This window comes from Streptomyces sp. ICN903 (genome assembly GCF_022015835.1).
In the GTDB taxonomy this organism is placed as follows: Bacteria; Actinomycetota; Actinomycetes; order Streptomycetales; family Streptomycetaceae; genus Streptomyces; species Streptomyces fenghuangensis.
The window spans coordinates 1-17,000 of the sequence record NZ_JAKMAY010000110.1; the positions used below are offsets into that span (position 1 = coordinate 1).

At 72.8% G+C, this 17,000-nt stretch carries 14 protein-coding genes, 1 other RNA gene and 1 pseudogene; 14 read left to right on the forward strand and 2 right to left on the reverse strand.

Features of this window, described 5'->3' with window-relative positions; translation table 11 throughout:
* From L7D48_RS13715 to L7D48_RS13730, 4 genes and pseudogenes are all read left to right on the forward strand, one after another.
* Positions 1–311, forward strand: a pseudogene (locus tag L7D48_RS13715) (hypothetical protein); the annotation flags it as partial.
* A 135-nt stretch (positions 312–446) separates the two neighbouring features.
* Positions 447–1,754, forward strand: a complete 1,308-nt coding sequence (locus tag L7D48_RS13720; protein WP_237879712.1) for a serine/threonine-protein kinase — start codon at positions 447–449, stop codon at positions 1,752–1,754.
* Positions 1,755–1,855: 101 nt separating this feature from the next.
* The gene (gene prfB / locus L7D48_RS13725; RefSeq protein WP_237879713.1) at positions 1,856–2,974 is read left to right on the forward strand and encodes a peptide chain release factor 2; all 1,119 of its coding nucleotides are present in this window, start codon (positions 1,856–1,858) and stop codon (positions 2,972–2,974) included.
* Positions 2,975–3,287: 313 nt separating this feature from the next.
* A complete protein-coding gene (locus L7D48_RS13730) occupies positions 3,288–4,091 on the forward strand; it encodes a hypothetical protein (RefSeq protein WP_237879714.1) in 804 nt (267 codons plus the stop codon).
* Positions 4,092–4,265: 174 nt separating this feature from the next.
* Here L7D48_RS13730 and L7D48_RS13735 read toward each other — a convergent pair whose 3' ends face one another.
* Entirely contained in the window at positions 4,266–4,466 is a 201-nt protein-coding gene (locus tag L7D48_RS13735) for a hypothetical protein (protein WP_206348324.1), read from the reverse strand.
* Positions 4,467–4,747: 281 nt separating this feature from the next.
* Between L7D48_RS13735 and ftsE the strand changes: the two genes are divergently transcribed.
* The 5 genes from ftsE (at position 4,748) to ssrA (ending at position 8,842) form a co-directional block, all read left to right on the forward strand.
* A complete protein-coding gene (gene ftsE / locus L7D48_RS13740) occupies positions 4,748–5,437 on the forward strand; it encodes a cell division ATP-binding protein FtsE (protein WP_093849794.1) in 690 nt (229 codons plus the stop codon).
* Between the two features lie 9 nt (positions 5,438–5,446).
* A complete protein-coding gene (ftsX, locus tag L7D48_RS13745; RefSeq protein WP_237879715.1) occupies positions 5,447–6,364 on the forward strand; it encodes a permease-like cell division protein FtsX in 918 nt (305 codons plus the stop codon).
* A 131-nt stretch (positions 6,365–6,495) separates the two neighbouring features.
* Positions 6,496–7,755 carry a S41 family peptidase gene (locus tag L7D48_RS13750; RefSeq protein WP_237879716.1) on the forward strand — a complete coding sequence of 420 codons (1,260 nt, stop codon included), beginning with the start codon at positions 6,496–6,498 and terminating at the stop codon, positions 7,753–7,755.
* A gap of 18 nt (positions 7,756–7,773) precedes the next feature.
* Complete coding sequence (gene smpB / locus L7D48_RS13755) at positions 7,774–8,253, forward strand: SsrA-binding protein SmpB (RefSeq protein WP_237879717.1); 480 nt, start codon at positions 7,774–7,776, stop codon at positions 8,251–8,253.
* A 217-nt stretch (positions 8,254–8,470) separates the two neighbouring features.
* Positions 8,471–8,842, forward strand: a transfer-messenger RNA (tmRNA) gene (gene ssrA / locus L7D48_RS13760).
* A gap of 94 nt (positions 8,843–8,936) precedes the next feature.
* Here ssrA and L7D48_RS13765 read toward each other — a convergent pair.
* Complete coding sequence (locus tag L7D48_RS13765) at positions 8,937–10,292, reverse strand: MFS transporter (protein WP_237879718.1); 1,356 nt, start codon at positions 10,290–10,292, stop codon at positions 8,937–8,939.
* A gap of 83 nt (positions 10,293–10,375) precedes the next feature.
* Here L7D48_RS13765 and L7D48_RS13770 point away from each other — a divergent pair, with 83 nt between their 5' ends.
* The 5 genes from L7D48_RS13770 to L7D48_RS13790 all read left to right on the forward strand — a co-directional run.
* A complete protein-coding gene (locus tag L7D48_RS13770) occupies positions 10,376–11,353 on the forward strand; it encodes a LysR family transcriptional regulator (protein ID WP_237879719.1) in 978 nt (325 codons plus the stop codon).
* 394 nt (positions 11,354–11,747) lie between these two features.
* Positions 11,748–12,173, forward strand: coding sequence for a hypothetical protein (locus tag L7D48_RS13775; RefSeq protein ID WP_237879720.1), 426 nt, complete (start codon positions 11,748–11,750; stop codon positions 12,171–12,173).
* Entirely contained in the window at positions 12,170–14,344 is a 2,175-nt protein-coding gene (locus L7D48_RS13780; protein WP_237879721.1) for a glycosyltransferase, read from the forward strand. The genes L7D48_RS13775 and L7D48_RS13780 overlap by 4 nt, the downstream gene beginning before the upstream one ends.
* A complete protein-coding gene (locus L7D48_RS13785; RefSeq protein ID WP_237879722.1) occupies positions 14,341–15,651 on the forward strand; it encodes an acyltransferase family protein in 1,311 nt (436 codons plus the stop codon). Before L7D48_RS13780 ends, L7D48_RS13785 begins: the two co-directional genes overlap by 4 nt.
* A gap of 103 nt (positions 15,652–15,754) precedes the next feature.
* Positions 15,755–17,000 (forward strand): nitrate/nitrite transporter (locus tag L7D48_RS13790; RefSeq protein ID WP_237879723.1); only part of this gene is annotated, 1,246 nt, incomplete at its 3' end.

Genomic DNA, 17,000 nt, shown 5'->3' on the forward strand with positions numbered 1-17,000 from the left:
GCCCGGGGATGCGCATGGGGTTCGAGCCCCGCCCGCCGCGGCAGCGCGGCTCGAACCCCATGCGCATCCCCGGGCTCGGCTGCCTCAAGGGCTGCCTGTTCATGGTGCTGATCCTCGTGCTGGTCTGCGTGCTGGTCTGGAACTTCACCCCGCTGCCCGAGTGGTGGGACCAGGGCCGGCAGTTCTGGGAGGACACCAAGGACTGGGTGGGCGAGGCCTGGACGTGGATGACGGAGTTCGGCAACGCGGCCGAGGAGCTGCCCACCGAACTCCCCTCCGACGTTCCCACGGAACTCCCCGTGAACAACTGACGACGGGAGACGGAGTCCCGCGGAGGCGGCGGCCCGGTTGCTTTGTCGACTTTCGGGGCGGATTTCCGTCCCGGAGGTGGTGGTTGCCGCCATCCGGGGGGCACGGCGGCCCCGCGGAAGCGTAGTTTTGTCGCCATGTCACGGAAGATCGGCAGTCGGTACACCGCCCATCGGATCCTGGGCCGGGGCAGCGCCGGCACGGTGTGGCTGGGCGTGGGGCCGAAGGGCAGCCCCGTCGCCGTCAAGCTGCTGCGCGAGGACCTGGCCTCGGACCAGGAGCTGGTGGGCCGCTTCGTGCAGGAGCGCACCGCGCTGCTGGCCCTCGACCACCCGCGCGTGGTCAAGGTGCGCGACCTGGTGGTCGACGGCAACGACCTCGCCCTCGTCATGGACCTCGTGCGCGGCACCGACCTGCGCACCCGGCTGGAGCGCGAGCGCCGCCTGGCCCCGGAGGTGGCCGTCGCCGTGGCCGCCGACGTCGCCGACGCGCTGGCCGCCGCCCACGCGGCCGGGATCGTCCACCGCGACGTCAAGCCCGAGAACATCCTGCTCGACGTCCACGGCCCGGCCGGGCCCGGCGGCGCCCCGCCCGCGCTGCTCACCGACTTCGGCATCGCCAAGCTGATCGACGCGCCCAGCCGGGGCGGCGGCAGCAAGGTCGTCGGCACCCCCGACTACGTCGCCCCCGAGATCGTCGAGGGCCTGCCGCCGCGCGCCTCCGTCGACGTCTACGCCCTGGCCACGGTGCTGTACGAGCTGCTGGCCGGTTTCACCCCCTTCGGCGGAGGCCATCCCGGGGCCGTGCTGCGCCGCCACGTCACCGAGCGCGTCGCCCCGCTGCCCGGCATCCCCGACGAGCTGTGGCAGCTGATCAACCAGTGCCTGGCCAAGGCCCCGGCCTCCCGGCTGCGCGCCCCCGAGATGGCCGCGCGGCTGCGGGAGGTCCTGCCGGCCCTGGCGGGCCTGCCGCCGCTCGACATCGACGAGCCCGAGCCGGAGACCGGCGCCCACGGCGGCGAGCGGCAGGGAGCGTACGGCCACCACGGCGGCCCCGCGTACGACGACGGGGGGTACGGGTCCGGTGCGGACGCCGACCCGTACGGCGCGCCCGCCCGCGGAGCCGTACCGCTCGTCCACGGCGGGCCCGCGCCCGACTCCACCCGCGACACCCACACCAGCATGCGCGTCCCCGGCGCGGACGAGCTGGCGGGCGGCGCCCACGGCACCGCCCGCGCCCCCCGTGCCCCGGGCAGCCCGCGAGCCGGCTCCGCCCGCCACCGGGCGGCCGAGCGCCGCCGCAGGGTCAGGCAGGGCGTCACGGCCACGGCCGTCGCCGCCGCGCTCGGCATCGGCGGCTGGCTGGTCCTGTCCGGGGGCGGCGAGGAGGGCGGCGGCCCCGCGGTCCCCTCGCACAGCGAGGAGGACCGTCTGCGGGAGCCCTGAGGAGCGACCCGCGGGGAGCGGCCCCCCGGCAAGCCCCGGGCGGACGGCCCCCGTCCGACGGGGCGGCGGCAAAGGTCCCGGCAACCGTTAGTCTGGAGGGCGTGGCAGTCGTCGACGTATCCGAAGCACTGAAGTCCCTCACCTCGACCATGGAGTCGATCGAGGCCGTCCTGGACCTCGAGAAGCTGAGGGCCGAGATCGCCGTGCTCGAAGAGCAGGCGGCGGACCCGGCCCTGTGGAACGACACCGAGAACGCCCAGCGGGTGACCAGCAAGCTGTCCCTGCTCCAGGCGCAGGTCCGCAAGGTGGAGGAGCTGCACGGCCGGATCGACGACCTGGGGGTCCTGTTCGAGCTGGCCGAGGCCGAGGACGACGCGGACACGCGCGCCGAGGCCGAGAGCGAGCTCCAGGCCGTCCAGAAGGCCGTGGACGAGCTGGAGGTCCGCACCCTCCTGTCCGGCGAGTACGACCCCCGCGAGGCCATGGTCAGCGTCCGCGCGGAGGCCGGGGGCGTGGACGCCGCCGACTTCGCCGAGCAGCTCATGCGCATGTACCTGCGCTGGGCCGAGCGCAAGGGCTACCCGACCGAGGTCCTGGACACCTCGTACGCCGAGGAGGCGGGCATCAAGTCCGCCACCTTCTCCGTCAAGGCCCCCTACGCCTACGGCACCCTCTCCGTCGAGCAGGGCACCCACCGCATGGTGCGCATCTCGCCCTACGACAACCAGGGCCGCCGCCAGACGTCCTTCGCGGGCGTCGAGGTGATGCCGGTGGTCGAGCAGACCGACCACATCGAGATCCCCGAGAACGAGATCCGCGTCGACGTCTTCCGTTCCTCCGGCCCCGGCGGCCAGTCGGTCAACACCACCGACTCCGCGGTCCGGATGACGCACATCCCCACCGGCATCGTCGTCTCCTGCCAGAACGAGAAGTCCCAGATCCAGAACCGCGCCGCCGCCATGCGCGTCCTCCAGGCACGCCTTCTGGCGCACCGCCGGGCGGAGGAGCAGGCCAAGATGGACGCCCTCAAGGGCGACGGCGGCAACTCCTGGGGCAACCAGATGCGTTCGTACGTCCTGCAGCCGTACCAGATGGTCAAGGACCTGCGCACCGAGTACGAGGTCGGCAACCCCCAGTCCGTCCTCGACGGCGACATCGACGGCTTCCTGGAGGCGGGCATCCGCTGGCGCAAGCAGCAGGAGCAGCAGAACGCCGGCTGACCCGCGGCGGGCCCGCCCGGGCGGGCTCTTCCCGGAAGATCCCCCTCCTGTGTGTCGGTTCTGTCACAACCCGGCCCGCCGGAGTCCCAACTAACCGCCCAGCGTGGACATTTCGGGTTGGCCCGGCTTGACGGCGGTGTCGGGGCTGGGAAAGCATTCTGGCCGGCACGCGCGTGTTCGGGGCGCGTAGGTACGGGGGTGGACAGAGCCCGACCGCTGATCGGTCGCCGGCTCGGCACGACGGACCCCGGCACGCAGGAAGCTCCGCACGGCTGCCCCATCGACGAAGACCACTACTGGGGGTAGTTGGCATATGACAAATTCCAGGACGCGAGTGCGCGTCGCGCGGGTCGCCGCCGGTGCGGTGTTCCTCGCGGGTGTGTCGCTGACGGCCGTCGGCACGGCCTCGGCCGTCACCGGTGACGCCGACGGAGGCCAGACCCAGGGTCAGACCGAAGGCCAGACCGAGGGTCAGACCGAAGGCCAGACCGAGGGCGGCGGGAACGGTGGCGGTGACACCGACGGCGCCAACGGCGGTGGAGATGACGAGGGAGTCATCCAGGGAGTCGTCGAGGGCCTGACCGAGGGCTCGACCTCGGAGGGCGCCACCTCCGAGGGGGCGACCAGCGAGGGGACGACCAGCGAGGGCGCCACGAGCGAGGGCGGCACCTCCGAGGGCTCCACCAGCGAGGGTTCGACCTCGGAGGGCGCCACCTCCGAGGGCGCCACCTCCGAGGGGGCGACCAGCGAGGGCGCCACGAGCGAGGGGTCCACCTCCGAGGGCTCCACCAGCAACGGCTCCACGAGCGGCAACGGCGGCTCGACCGGCGGCACCGGCGGTTCCACCGGTGGCCCGGACACCGCCACCACCGGTGGCACCGGCGGCGAGGGCGGGAACCCGAACACCTGCATCCTCGACGAGTCCACCGTGGACTGCGGCCCCGACACCGACTCCGTCGGCACCAGGCCGATCAGCCAGGAGAAGCCGAAGGAGGAGCTGGCCGAGACCGGCGCCGCCGAGACGACCTTCCTGCTGGTCGGCGCGGCCACGATGATCGCCGGCGGCATCGGCTTCCGCCTGATGCCGCGCATGGTGAACCGCAACACCGTCGCCTGAGCGAACGGCGCGGCGCCGCACACGCGTGACGGCGTGTGACGGCATACGGGAACAGCGCACACGAGGGGCCCGGGACGCAGCCGGCGTCCCGGGCCCCTCGTACGTCTCACGGGCCCCACAGGTCTCGTACGTCGTGCGGTGGCGTAGCGCCGCGCACGGCGCCGCGGTACGGCCCTACACGGCGGCCTGGCGGGCCAGCAGGGCCACGGCGATCAGGGTCAGCAGCAGTGCCGCCAGCGCGGCCGGGGAAAGAGAGCCCAGGGAGAACGGCCCGTTCTCCCGGTGCAGCCGCTCACGGTGCGCGCGGCACACCGGGCAACGGCCCTCGCTCACCGGCCCTGCGCAGTTGGCGCACACCAGTCGGTCGCAGGTCATGCGATGTCCTCCTTATGCAACACCAACGCCACCGGGCGGCCCTCTGTTCCCGCTTCCGCCTCCGCGGGCCGGAAGCTCTGCCTCCACTGTGCCAGCACCGGGGCCGGAGCGCAGAAAGTCGTGGCCAATGCCTGGTTTGTGCCTGATGCGCGGCCGGACAAAACCCCCAACCGCGGACGCGGACTGCGGCCCTCGCGCGGATTCGCGTAGGGTCACCACACCGACGGGGATCCACTCCGCGGTTTCCGCTGCCCCTACCCAGGTCGACGTGGTGTAAATCCGTGATCCGATTCGACAACGTCTCGAAGTTCTACCCCAAGCAGAACCGCCCCGCCCTCCGCGACGTGTCGCTGGAGGTCGAACGCGGCGAGTTCGTCTTCCTGGTGGGCTCCTCCGGCTCCGGCAAGTCCACCTTCCTGCGGCTGATCCTGCGGGAGGAGCGCGCCAGCCACGGGCAGGTGCACGTCCTCGGCAAGGACCTCGCCCGCCTGTCCAACTGGAAGGTGCCGCACATGCGACGCCAGGTCGGCACGGTCTTCCAGGACTTCCGGCTGCTCCCCAACAAGACGGTGGGAGAGAACGTCGCCTTCGCCCTGGAGGTGATCGGCCGGTCGCGCGGCGACATCCGCAAGTCCGTTCCCCAGGTGCTCGATCTGGTCGGTCTGGCGGGCAAGGAGGACCGGATGCCCGGCGAGCTCTCCGGCGGTGAGCAGCAGCGGGTGGCCATCGCCCGCGCGTTCGTCAACAAGCCGAAGCTGCTGATCGCCGACGAGCCCACCGGCAACCTCGACCCGCAGACCTCGGTCGGCATCATGAAGCTGCTGGACCGGATCAACCGCACCGGGGCGACCGTGGTCATGGCCACCCACGACCAGCAGATCGTCGACCAGATGCGCAAGCGCGTGATCGAACTAGAAAAGGGCCGTCTCGTGCGCGACCAGTCGCGCGGTGTCTACGGCTACCAGCACTGAAAGGACGCCATGCGCGCCCAGTTCGTACTGTCGGAGATCGGCGTCGGTCTCCGCCGCAACCTCACGATGACCTTCGCGGTGATCGTCTCCGTCGCCCTGTCGCTGGCCCTGCTCGGCGGTGCGCTGCTCGCCCGTGAACAGGTGAACAGCATGAAGGGGTTCTGGTACGACAAGGTCCAGGTGTCGATCTACCTCTGCAACGAGAACGACGCCGACTCCGACCCCAACTGCGCCAAGGGAGCGGTCACCGCGCAGCAGAAGCGCCAGATCAAGGCGGATCTCGACAAGCTCGACATAGTCGAGACGGTCTACCACGAGTCCGCCGAGCAGGCGTACAAGCACTACCGGGAGCAGTTCAAGGACTCCCCGCTGGCCGACTCGCTGACCCCGGACCAGATGCAGGAGTCCTATCGGGTCAAGCTGAAGGACCCGACCAAGTTCGAGGTCATCAGCACCGCCTTCTCCGGCCGCGACGGCGTCCAGGAGGTCCAGGACCAGCGGAACCTGCTGGAGAACCTCTTCCGGATGCTGGAGGGCATGAACTTCGCGGCGCTCGGGCTGATGGGGCTGATGCTGGTCGTCGCCCTGCTGCTGATCGTCAACACCGTGCGGGTGGCGGCGTTCAGCAGGCGCAGGGAGACGGGGATCATGAGACTGGTGGGCGCGTCCAGTTTCTACATCCAGATGCCGTTCATCGCGGAAGCCGCGTTCGCCGGGCTGCTGGGCGCGGTCGGCGCCACGGTGCTGCTGGTGGTCGGCCGCTACTTCCTCATCGACGCCGGCCTGTCGCTGGCCGAGCAGATGCCGCTGATCGACTTCATCGGCTGGGAGGCGCTGCTCAAGGTGCTCCCGCTGGTGTTCGTGGTCGGTGTGCTGATGCCGGCACTGGCCGCCTTCATCACGCTGCGTAAGTATCTGAAGGTGTGACGTGACCGCGTTCCGGGAGCGCCCGGGGGCCGTTCAAACGCCCCCGGGCGCGCTCGTTGTGTGACGAAGGACGCCGCGGCCGTTCGTGCGACCTCCCGTGCGACGCCCGCCCGTGTCCTAGACTCCGCAGCATGTCGGGTACGTCGAAGTTCGTCCCCCACGGTTCCGCCCGGGCCGGGGTCCCGGCCCTGGAAGGCGGGCGCCGTCCCCGGCGCATCCTCCGGGGGACGGGGCTGACCCTGGTCTTCGTGGCCGTACTGGGGGCCGGGGCCGTCACCGAATCATGGGGAGAAGTCACCGAGGGTGACGCACCGTCCGTGAGCCCGAGACCGGTCGGCGAGGGGGCGGAAGGGGGGACCCCGCCGCGCGACGACACCGCGCACGACGCCGCGCACGACGCCGAGGAACTGGTCAGCCGCAGCGGGGACCGCTGGGCCGCCGCGTACACCGCCCGTGAGTACGAGGGCCTGAGGCAGTCCCTGGACGGCCGGTACGTCGGCGTGGGCGTCTCCGTGCGCCGTACGGGCGCCGACCGGATCGAGATCGCCCGCGTCCAGCCCGGCAGCCCCGCCGCGAAGGCGGGCGTACGCGCCGGGGACCGGCTTGTCACCGTCGACGGCACCAGCGCCGAGGGCCGCCCCGTCACCGATGTGGTGGCCCTGCTGCGCGGCGGCGTGCCGGGGGAGGGGGCCCCGCCCGGCAGCCGTGTCGTCCTCGGTCTGGGCCGTGGGAGCCTGCGCTGGGAGGAGGGGCTGGAACGGGCCCGGCTCAGCGTCGAGACCGTCACCGTCACCACTTTGGGCGCGGCCTCCTCCGGCGCGCCGGAGGATCCGGGGGATCCGGCCGCCGGCGCCGCCCGCGTCAGGATCGACTCGTTCACCAGGGGAACGGGGGAGCAGTTGCGGCGCGCGGTGGAGGACCTCCCCCCGGGCGGGGGGATCCTGCTCGACCTGCGCGGCAACTCCGGCGGTCTGGTCGCCGAGGCCGCCGAGGCCGCCTCCGTCTTCCTCGACGGCGGTCTGGTGGCCACCTACGGGGACGGCGACACCGAGCGCGCGCTGTACGCCGAGCCCGGCGGAAACACCGCCTCCCCCCTGGTGGTGCTGGTCGACGGCGGCACGATGAGCGCCGCCGAACTCCTGGCGGGCGCCCTCCAGGACCGCGGCCGGGCGGTCGTCGTCGGCACCCGCACCTTCGGCAAGGGCTCGGTGCAGGAGCCGAGGGAGCAGCCGGACGGCTCGGTCGCCGAGCTGACCGTCGGCCACTACACCACCCCCGGCGGGCGGACCTTCGAGGAGGAGGGTCTGCTGCCGGACCTGGAGGTGCGGCCGGGGCAGGACGCGCAGGAGGAGGCCCGCACGGTATTGAGTGGCCTCGCCGCCCGGTCGTAGTGGAACAATGGCGGTGCTATGGCTAAAGAGACGGGGCGCAAACTCATCGCGCAGAACAAGAAGGCGCGGCACGACTACCTCATCCTCGACACCTACGAGTGCGGGCTGGTGCTGACCGGCACCGAGGTGAAGTCGCTGCGGCAGGGGCGGGCGTCTCTGGTGGACGGCTTCGCCCAGCTCGACGGCGGTGAGGCGTGGCTGCACAACGTGCACATCCCCGAGTACAGCCAGGGGACGTGGACCAACCACAGCGCGCGGCGCAGGCGGAAGCTGCTGATGCACCGCGCCGAGATCGACAAGCTGATCGGCAAGCTCCAGGAGTCGGGCCTGACGCTGGTCCCGCTCCAGCTGTACTTCAAGGACGGCCGCGCCAAGGTCGAGATCGCGCTGGCGCGCGGCAAGAAGGAGTACGACAAGCGGCACGCGCTGCGGGAGAAGCAGGACCGCCGCGAGGCCGAGCGCGCGGTCTCGGCGGCCCGCCGGCGCCGGCGGGCCTGACGGCCGCCGCCCGGGCCGGGGCGGCCGGGCCGTCCGGGGGCCATCGGGGAACAACCCCGGCCGGGGCGCTGTTGGACCACGTGTACGGGACGTACGTGGACCGCGCGGTCCGGTCGGCGGCTCCCCGCCGGGAATACGCTGGCAGCCTCACGCGTTGACCCGTACAATGGCACCAGCGCCGTCCGGTTCGGGCCGGGCGAGCTTGTCAAATGAACATGGGGATGATCGGTTTCGACAGCGGCTGTTGAAGCAGGGGAAGCGAGCCGAGGAACGCGGCAATGATCTCGTTAACCATGTGCCGCAAAAAAATAATCGCCAACACCAAGCGCGATTCCTTCGCCCTCGCTGCCTGATCAGCGACTCGCGAAGTGTCAGCCCAGGGGCGTTCCCGCCCTGGATCCTGGCATCAGCTAGGGAACTCCACCGTTAACCCCGGTCACGGGGGTTGGCGGGACATCAAACAGTGACTGGGCCTGTCGGCGGCTTGTCCGCGTGACCGCCGGGGCCGAGAAAATCACAGCGGACTGCGCTCGGAGAAGCCCTGGTTCTGCACCGTTGGACGCGGGTTCGATTCCCGCCATCTCCACTCACCCCATGTGGGCCGAAGGCCCCGCCGTCCTCGGACGGCGGGGCCTTCGGCATGTCCCGGGCCGGGCCGAGCGGCCGGACGGACGGGCCGCGGCTCAGTGCTTCCCGGCCGCCGTGGCCGCCGTGGTGGTCGCGGCCGTCGCGTTCCTCGCGGTCAGAGCCACGACGGCCGCGACGGCGGCCGCCGCCGGGAGTACCGCGTACCCCCACGAACCGCCCAGGTGCTCCGCCGCCCAGCCGCCCACCGCCGAACCGGCGGCCACGCCGCCCAGCAGGGCGGTGACGGCCAGGGTCATGCCCTCGTTCAGCCGGCCGGGCGGGGTCAGCCGCTGGACCAGGGTCATGCCGGTGACCATCGCGGGGGCCGTCGCCATTCCGGCGATCAGCAGCGCGGGGGCCAGTACCAGCAGGCTGCCGGTGGTCGAGGCGAGCAGCGGCAGTGTCATCAGGGCGGCCATCGAACCCACGCAGACCGCGAAGCGCCGCCCAGGCGGTCCCGCCGGGCGCAGGGCGCCGAAGGCGAGTCCGGCCGCGCCCGAGCCCAGTGCCTGGAGGGCGAGTACGGCGCCCGCCGCGCCCTTGTGGCCCAGCCCGTCGGCGTACGCAACGGTCACCACCTCCAGGGCGCCGAAGACGGCCCCGGTGGCGAGGAAGACGGCCAGCAGCCGCGGCAGGCCCGGGGTGCGCAGCAGCGCGGTCGCACGGGCGGCGCCGTCGTGCGGTGCGACGGGCGGCTCGGTGCGGCGCTGGGCGGCGAACAGCAGCGTGCCGCCCAGCAGCAGGACGGTGGCGGTCAGGGTGCCGGCCTCGGGGAAGAGCGAGACGCACAGGAAGGTGGCCAGCACCGGGCCGAGCATGAAGCACAGCTCGTCCAGGGCCTGTTCGAAGGAGTTGGCGGTGTGCCGCGCGGCCTCGGCCTCCGGCGAGGCGCCTCGGTACAGGTGCGCCCAGCGGGCCCGGGCCATGCCGCCGGTGTTGGGGGCGGTGGAGCCGGCCGCGTAGGCGGCGAACAGCGTCCAGTCGGGGGCGTCGTACCGCACGCACAGCAGCAGCGTCAGCGAGCCGGCCGCGGACAGGCACACCGCGGGGACGGCGATCCGGGCCTGCCCGTGGCGGTCCACCAGCCGTGCGACCAGCGGTGCCAGGAAGGCGGTGGCGACCAGCCCGGTGGCGGTGACGGCTCCGGCCAGGGCGTACGAGCCGCGGGTGGTGGCGATCATGATGACCGCGCTGATGCTCAGCATTCCCATCGGCAGCCGGGCGAGGAAGCCGGCGAGGGCGAACGCCCGTGTCCCGGGAGGCGTGAACAGCCTTTTGTAGGGCGTGAACCAGCGTGTGCGCGCGGGGCGGTCCCCGTGCTCGGCGGGCCTGCCGCGCAGAGCGGCGGCCGGTTCGCCGAGCCCCGCCGCGGGCGGCGGGACGGGGGCGGGTCCGGTGGGCGAGTTCGGCATGTACACACCCTGGGCCGGGCGTCTGTGAGGTGTCCAACACTTTGTGGCTGGTCATTGACGCGTCTGTGTTGTCACCATGGGGCGTGCCCCGAGACACCGACCCCCGGCTGCTGCGCGCCTTCGTCGCCGTCGCCGACGAGCTGAACTTCACCCGTGCCGCCGCCCGGGTGTTCGTCGCCCAGCAGTCCCTGAGCCGCGACATAAGGCGGCTGGAGGAGCAGCTCGGCACCGTGCTGTTCGTCCGTACGACCCGGCGGGTGTCCCTGACCCCGGAGGGGGAGCGGCTGCTGCCGTACGCCCAGCGCGTGCTGGCGGCGCACGACGAGCTGAACGCCGCGGCCGTACGCGAGGAGCGCCCCCTGATCGTCGACGTCGGCGCCCCGGCCTCCACCGGGCAGCGGGTGCTGGACGAGGCCCGGCGGCTGGCGCCCGACCTGGAGTTCGTCGCCCGCTACCACAGCGGTCTGATCAAAGCCGCCGCGGAGATCTCCGGCGGACGGCTGGACGTCTCCTTCGGCCGGGTCGCCGGGCTGGACCCGGCCGCGCTGGGCGGGCTCGACCACCGTCTGATCCGCTACGAGAAGGTGGCCGTGCTGCTGCCGGAGGGGCACCGGCTGGCCCGGCTGCCCAGGGTGCCGCTGGACGCGCTGGCCGGGGAGGTCCTGTACGCGGGGGCCGGCAACCCCGAGACCGCGGAGTGGACCGACTACGCCCGCCGCCTCTTCGCGGGCCGCGGGATAGAGCTCGCCGCTCCCTTCCCCAAGATCGAGGGGGAGGCGGAGTTCGGCCGGGTCGTCCGCAGGCGCGGCTGGTCGGTGCTGGCCAGCGAGGTCTTCGCCACGGTGCCGGGCATGGTGCTGCGTCCGCTGGTGGATCCCGTGCCGCTCTCCCCGGTCTCGATGGTCTGGCGGCGCGGCCTGCGCCACCCGGGAGCGGACGCGCTCCGGGCGGCGGCGCGGCGGCTGGCGGAGGCGGGGCGCTGGCGGGAGCGGCCCCACGGCTCCTGGCTGCCGGAGCCGGACGCGCGTGTGCTGGGGGTGGCCGCGCCGTCCGTGCGCTGATCCCCGGCCGTGCCCCGGGTCGGGCCGTGCCCCGGACCGGTCCGGGGCGGAGGGTCGTCCCACCGGAGTACCAGAGCGCCGTCGGGGTCTCCTGTGAGCGGGTGAAACCGTGCCGGGGCGGCGGCGGCCCGGCACGGCCGGGTGCGGCAGGCCGCTCCCGAACTTCCATCACACGGAGCCCTGTTGAGCGCCGCCGGGCGGCGCGGGCGCGGGGCGGCGCCGCCCGCGCCGCCCAGAACCCGGACTCCGCCCCGGCCTTTGATCAGCATTTGTCCGTTTATGGGATATTTTCATGGCGAGGGGTGCCGGGGAAGAACGGAGCGCGGCCGGCGTCATGCGCCGGCCCTTTCGTATGCGGTGCCCGGCACGCGTGGACCAGAGGAGGTGTTCCTGAATGGCGTGTGCCGATCCGGGGGCCGGCGGCCACCGCGGAAGACCGGTCTTCGTGGACGCGACCGGCAGACGCGGGCGCGTGCTGCGGATCCTCGGCTGGTCGTTCGGAACCCTGTGCGGAGGCTGCGTGGCCGTACTGGCCGTCGCCCTGACGGGAGGCAGCCCCGCGGCCTCAGACAACCCCGCGGCCTCCGGCAACCCCGCGGTCGCCGACAGGCCCGCGCCCGGCGGCGCCACCGCGGAGTCCGGGCCCCCCGCCCTCCTGGCCGACACACAGGACTTCGGCGCACGGAGGCACTGGGGCGGCCACGAGGGCCCGGGCATGCGCTGGACCGGGAGCGGGGGAGCCGCCATCGACTGGTCGGTGGGAACCGGAGGCGACACCGCGACGACCGCCCCGCCCCCCGCGGGGGAGACCTCTCCATGACCCCGGAGGGACACCGGCGCAGCCTTCTGCGCCGACGCCGGCGCAGAAGGCTGCGCAGGCTGCTGGTCCTGCCACTGCTGCTGACCGCCCTCACCGTGCTGCTACTGCGCGGCTACGTGCACAGCGAGTTCCTCGCGGACCACCGGGTACGGCCCGAGGTCCCCTCCGACCGGGTGCCCTGGGAGGTTCGCGAGGGCGGCCCCGTCGTGGACACCGGCGGCCCGCGCCCGGTCGGCCACCGGGTGCCCGACCACATGATCGTGCTGACCTTCGACGACGGCCCGGACCCGGTGTGGACGCCGAAGGTGCTGGACAAACTGGCCGAGCACGACGCGCGCGCCGTCTTCTTCGTGACCGGCGCCATGGCCGCCCGCCACCCCGGACTGGTCAGGCGGATGGTGGCGGAGGGCCACGAGATCGGCCTGCACACCTTCAACCACCCCGACCTGTCCTACCAGTCGAAGTCCCGCATCGACTGGGAACTGGCGCAGAACCAGCTCGCCCTGGCCGGCGCGGCCGGAGTGCGGACCTACCTGTTCCGGCCGCCGTACTCCTCGCACGCGCACGCCCTGGACAACGAGTCCTGGCCGGTCGTGCGGTACGTCGGCAGCCGCGGCTACATCACCGTCCTCAACGACACCGACACCAAGGACTGGGCGCGCCCGGGAGTGGACGAGATCGTCCGCCGGGCCGTTCCGGAGGAGGCGGGCGCCGGCGCCGTGGTGCTGATGCACGACGCCGGCGGCGACCGCTCGCAGACCGTGGCCGCCCTGGACCGGCTGCTGCCGGAGCTGAAAGCACGCGGCTACGCGTTCACCAACCTCACCGAGGCGCTGAGGGCCCCCAGCGCCCACACCCCCGTCAGCGGCCCCGAACTGTGGAAGGGCAGGTTCTTCGTCCTCGCCGTCGGCGTCGCGGAGCGGGCGACGTCCCTGTTCATCGCGGCGCTGACGGTGGTCGGCCTCCTGGTCTTCGCCCGCCTCGGGCTGATGCTGCTCATGGCCGGGGCACACGGCCGCGCCGCGCGCCGGAGAGCCGCCCTGGCCCCGGAGCCGGTCACCCGGCCCGTCAGCGTGGTGGTCCCGGCGTACAACGAGGCCGAGTGCATCGCCCACACCGTGCGCTCCCTGGTCGCCGGGGACCACCGGGTCGAGGTCGTCGTCGTCGACGACGGCTCCCGCGACGCGACGGCCGACATCGTCGAGGGCCTGCGGCTGCCGGATGTACGGGTGGTGAGGCAGGCCAACGCGGGCAAGCCCGCCGCCCTCAACAACGGCATCGCCCACGCCTCCCACGACATCATCGTGATGGTGGACGGCGACACCGTCTTCGAGCCCTCCACCATCCGCGAACTGGTGCGGCCCTTCGCCGACCCGGCGGTCGGGGCCGTCGCCGGCAACGCCAAGGTCGGCAACCGCGACACCCTCATCGGGGCCTGGCAGCACATCGAGTACGTGATGGGCTTCAGCCTGGAGCGGCGGATGTACGACGTGCTGCGCTGCATGCCCACGGTGCCCGGGGCGGTGGGCGCCTTCCGCCGCGAGGCGCTGGAGCGCGTCGGCGGCGTCAGCGACGACACCCTCGCGGAGGACACCGACCTCACCATGGCCGTCCACCGCGACGGCTGGCGGGTGGTCTACGCGGAGAACGCCCGGGCCTGGACCGAGGCGCCCGAAACCGTCCGGCAGCTGTGGTCCCAGCGCTACCGCTGGAGCTACGGCACCATGCAGGCGATGTGGAAGCACCGCCGGGCGGTGCTGGAGCGCGGCCCCTCGGGACGCTTCGGCCGTGTCGGACTGCTGCTCATCTCGCTGTTCACCGTCCTGATGCCGCTGCTCGCCCCGCTGATCGACGTGTTCCTCCTCTACGGCCTGCTCTTCGGGCCGGCGCAGCGGACGGCGGCGGTCTGGCTGGGCGTCCTGGCCGTCCAGGCGGCGTGCGCCGCGTACGCCTTCCGGCTGGACCGCGAACCCCTGACCCATCTGGTCTCGCTGCCGCTGCAGCAGATCCTCCACCGGCAGCTGATGTACCTGGTGCTGCTGCGCTCCTGGGCCACCGCGCTCACCGGCGGCCGGCTGCGCTGGCAGAAACTGCGCCGCACCGGCGCCGTCGACTCCGCCCCCGCGGGCATCGCGAAACCCCGTCACATGCAAGGGAGCACCACCGTATGACCGAGACGGCGACCCCCTCCCCGGCGCAGCCCCCGGGCACGGGCACGGGGGACCGTGCGCCGGGGACCGGGCGCGACCGCTACCTCGACCTGCTGCGCACCCTCGCGCTGCTGCGCGTGGTGCTCTACCACACCTTCGCCTGGGGCTGGCTGACGTTCCTCTTCCCGTCGATGGGCGTGATGTTCGCGCTGGCCGGCGCGCTGATGGCCCGCTCCCTGGCACGCCCCGGCCCCGCCCTCGGGGTGCTGCGAGGCAGGATCCGGCGCCTGCTGCTGCCGCTGTGGCTGTACGGCCTGGTGGTCCTCGGTGTGCTGTTCGCACAGGAATGGCGGCCGGCCAGAGGGGAGGAAGCCGCCCTGTGGTGGCTGAAGCTGGCCTTCTGGGTGGTGCCCGTGGGGACCCCGCCCTTCCCGATGCGCATCGGCGAGGACGGCGGGATGCTGGACGCGGGCTGGGCCCAGCAGGCCGCCGGCCCCCTGTGGTACCTGCGCGCCTACTTCTGGTTCGTGCTGCTCTCCCCGCTGCTGCTGAAGGCGTTCCGCGCACTGCCGTGGGCCACCCTGCTCGCCCCGCTCGGCCTGACCGCCGTCGTCGGCACGGGCCTGGTGGAGATCCCCGGCGCCACGGGCGAGGCGGTGCGGGACTTCGCGGTCTACGGCGCCTGCTGGGTGCTCGGCTTCGCCCACCACGACGGGGTGCTCTACCGCATCCCCAGGTACTTCGCGCCCTCGATCGGCCCGGTCTTCATGGGCCTGGGCCTGTGGTGGAGCGCCCGTCACCCGGGTCCGGACGGCTGGGACCTGGGCGACATCCCCCTGGGCCAGGCCCTGTGGTCCTTCGGGTACTGCCTCCTGCTGTTCCAGGTCAGCCCCGCATGGCAGCGGCTGCCCGAACGGCTCCGGCGCTTCGACGGCACGATCACGCTGGCCAACAACCGTGCGGTGTCGGTCTACCTGTGGCACGAGATCGCGCTGATCGCCACCGTGCCCCTGATCGACCTGCTGTGGAGGATCCCGGCCGTATGGCGCTCCTCCACCCTCTCCGGACTGCTGGAGAACTCCTACCCGGTGCTGATGTTCCTGCTCGTGTGGCCGCTGCTCGCCGTGCTCGTGGCGGCCTTCGGCTGGGCCGAGGACCTCGCCGCCCGGCGCCGGCCCCGGCTGTGGCCCTACGGTCCGTACCGCCGGGAGGACGCGGGTCGGGAGGGTGAGAGCCGGGAGGACGGGCGACCGGCGGGCGGCGGTACGGGCGCGGGGGCGGTCCCGGGCGCGCGCGGGGCGGTCGGCGAGGGCTCACACAGGCCCTGATCTCCGGGTGAGAGCAAGGTTGCGCGGAGGTCACCTGGCGGCACCGGGGTGAAACGCGCCGTCCATAGCGTCGGGAGCCGACACCCGAGGCTGTGGAGGCGCCATGACCGCTCCGACGACCGCACCCGAAGTACCTGGAGCGCCCGAAGCACCCGATGCGTCCGGGGCACCCGATGCGTCCGGGGCGTCCGGGAGGGGGCGCTGGATCGAGCACTGGGATCCGGAGGACGAGGGCTTCTGGGAGAGGACGGGCCGCCGGGTCGCCCGCCGCAACCTCGTGCTGTCGGTGGTCTCCGAACACATCGGCTTCTCCGTGTGGAGCATGTTCTCGGTCCTCGCCCTGTTCATGGGCCCCGAGTACGGCATCGACCCGGCGGGGAAGTTCTTCCTGGTCGCCGTCGCCTCACTGGTCGGCGCCGCGCTGCGGGTGCCCTACGGCTTCGCGGTCGCCCGCTTCGGCGGCCGCAACTGGACGGTGGTCAGCGCCGCGATGCTGCTGGCGCCCACCACCGCCCTGCTGGTGGTCATGGAACCGGGCACCTCGTACACCACCTTCATGCTGGTGGCGGTCCTCACCGGGGTCGGCGGCGCCAACTTCGCCTCCTCCATGACCAACATCAACAGCTTCTACCCGCTGCGCCTGAAGGGCTGGGCCCTGGGGATGAACGCGGGCGGCGGCAACATCGGCGTCGCCGTCGTCCAGCTCGCCGGCCTGCTGACCATCGCCGTCGCCGGGGCCGCACGGCCCCGGCTGCTGCTCGCCGCCTATCTGCCGCTGATCGTCGTCGCCACCGTCCTCAGCGCACGGCACATGGACAACCTCGCGTCCGTGCGGAACGACACGGGCGCGGCCAGGGAGGCGGCACGCGACCGCCACACCTGGATCATGTCCTTCCTCTACATCGGCACCTTCGGCTCCTTCATCGGCTACAGCTTCGCCTTCGGCCTGGTGCTCCAGAGCCAGTTCGGCCGCACCCCCCTGCAGGCCGCCTCGCTCACCTTCATCGGCCCGCTGCTGGGCTCGCTGGTCCGCCCCGTCGGCGGCCGGCTCGCCGACCGGCTGGGCGGCGCGCGGGTCACCCTGTGGAACTTCGGGGCCATGACGGGCGCGGCCGGCATCGTCGTGGCCGCGTCGGTGCGGGAGTCGCTGCCGCTGTTCATCACGGGCTTCGTCGTCCTGTTCGTCCTCACCGGACTGGGCAACGGCTCGGCGTTCAAGATGATCCCGGGGATCTTCCGGGCCAGGGCCCGTGAGGCGGGCCTGGCGGGGGAGGCGGCCGCCGTCCGCGCCCGGCGGCTGTCGGGCGCGTCCATGGCGCTGATCGGGGCGGTCGGCGGGTTCGGCGGGG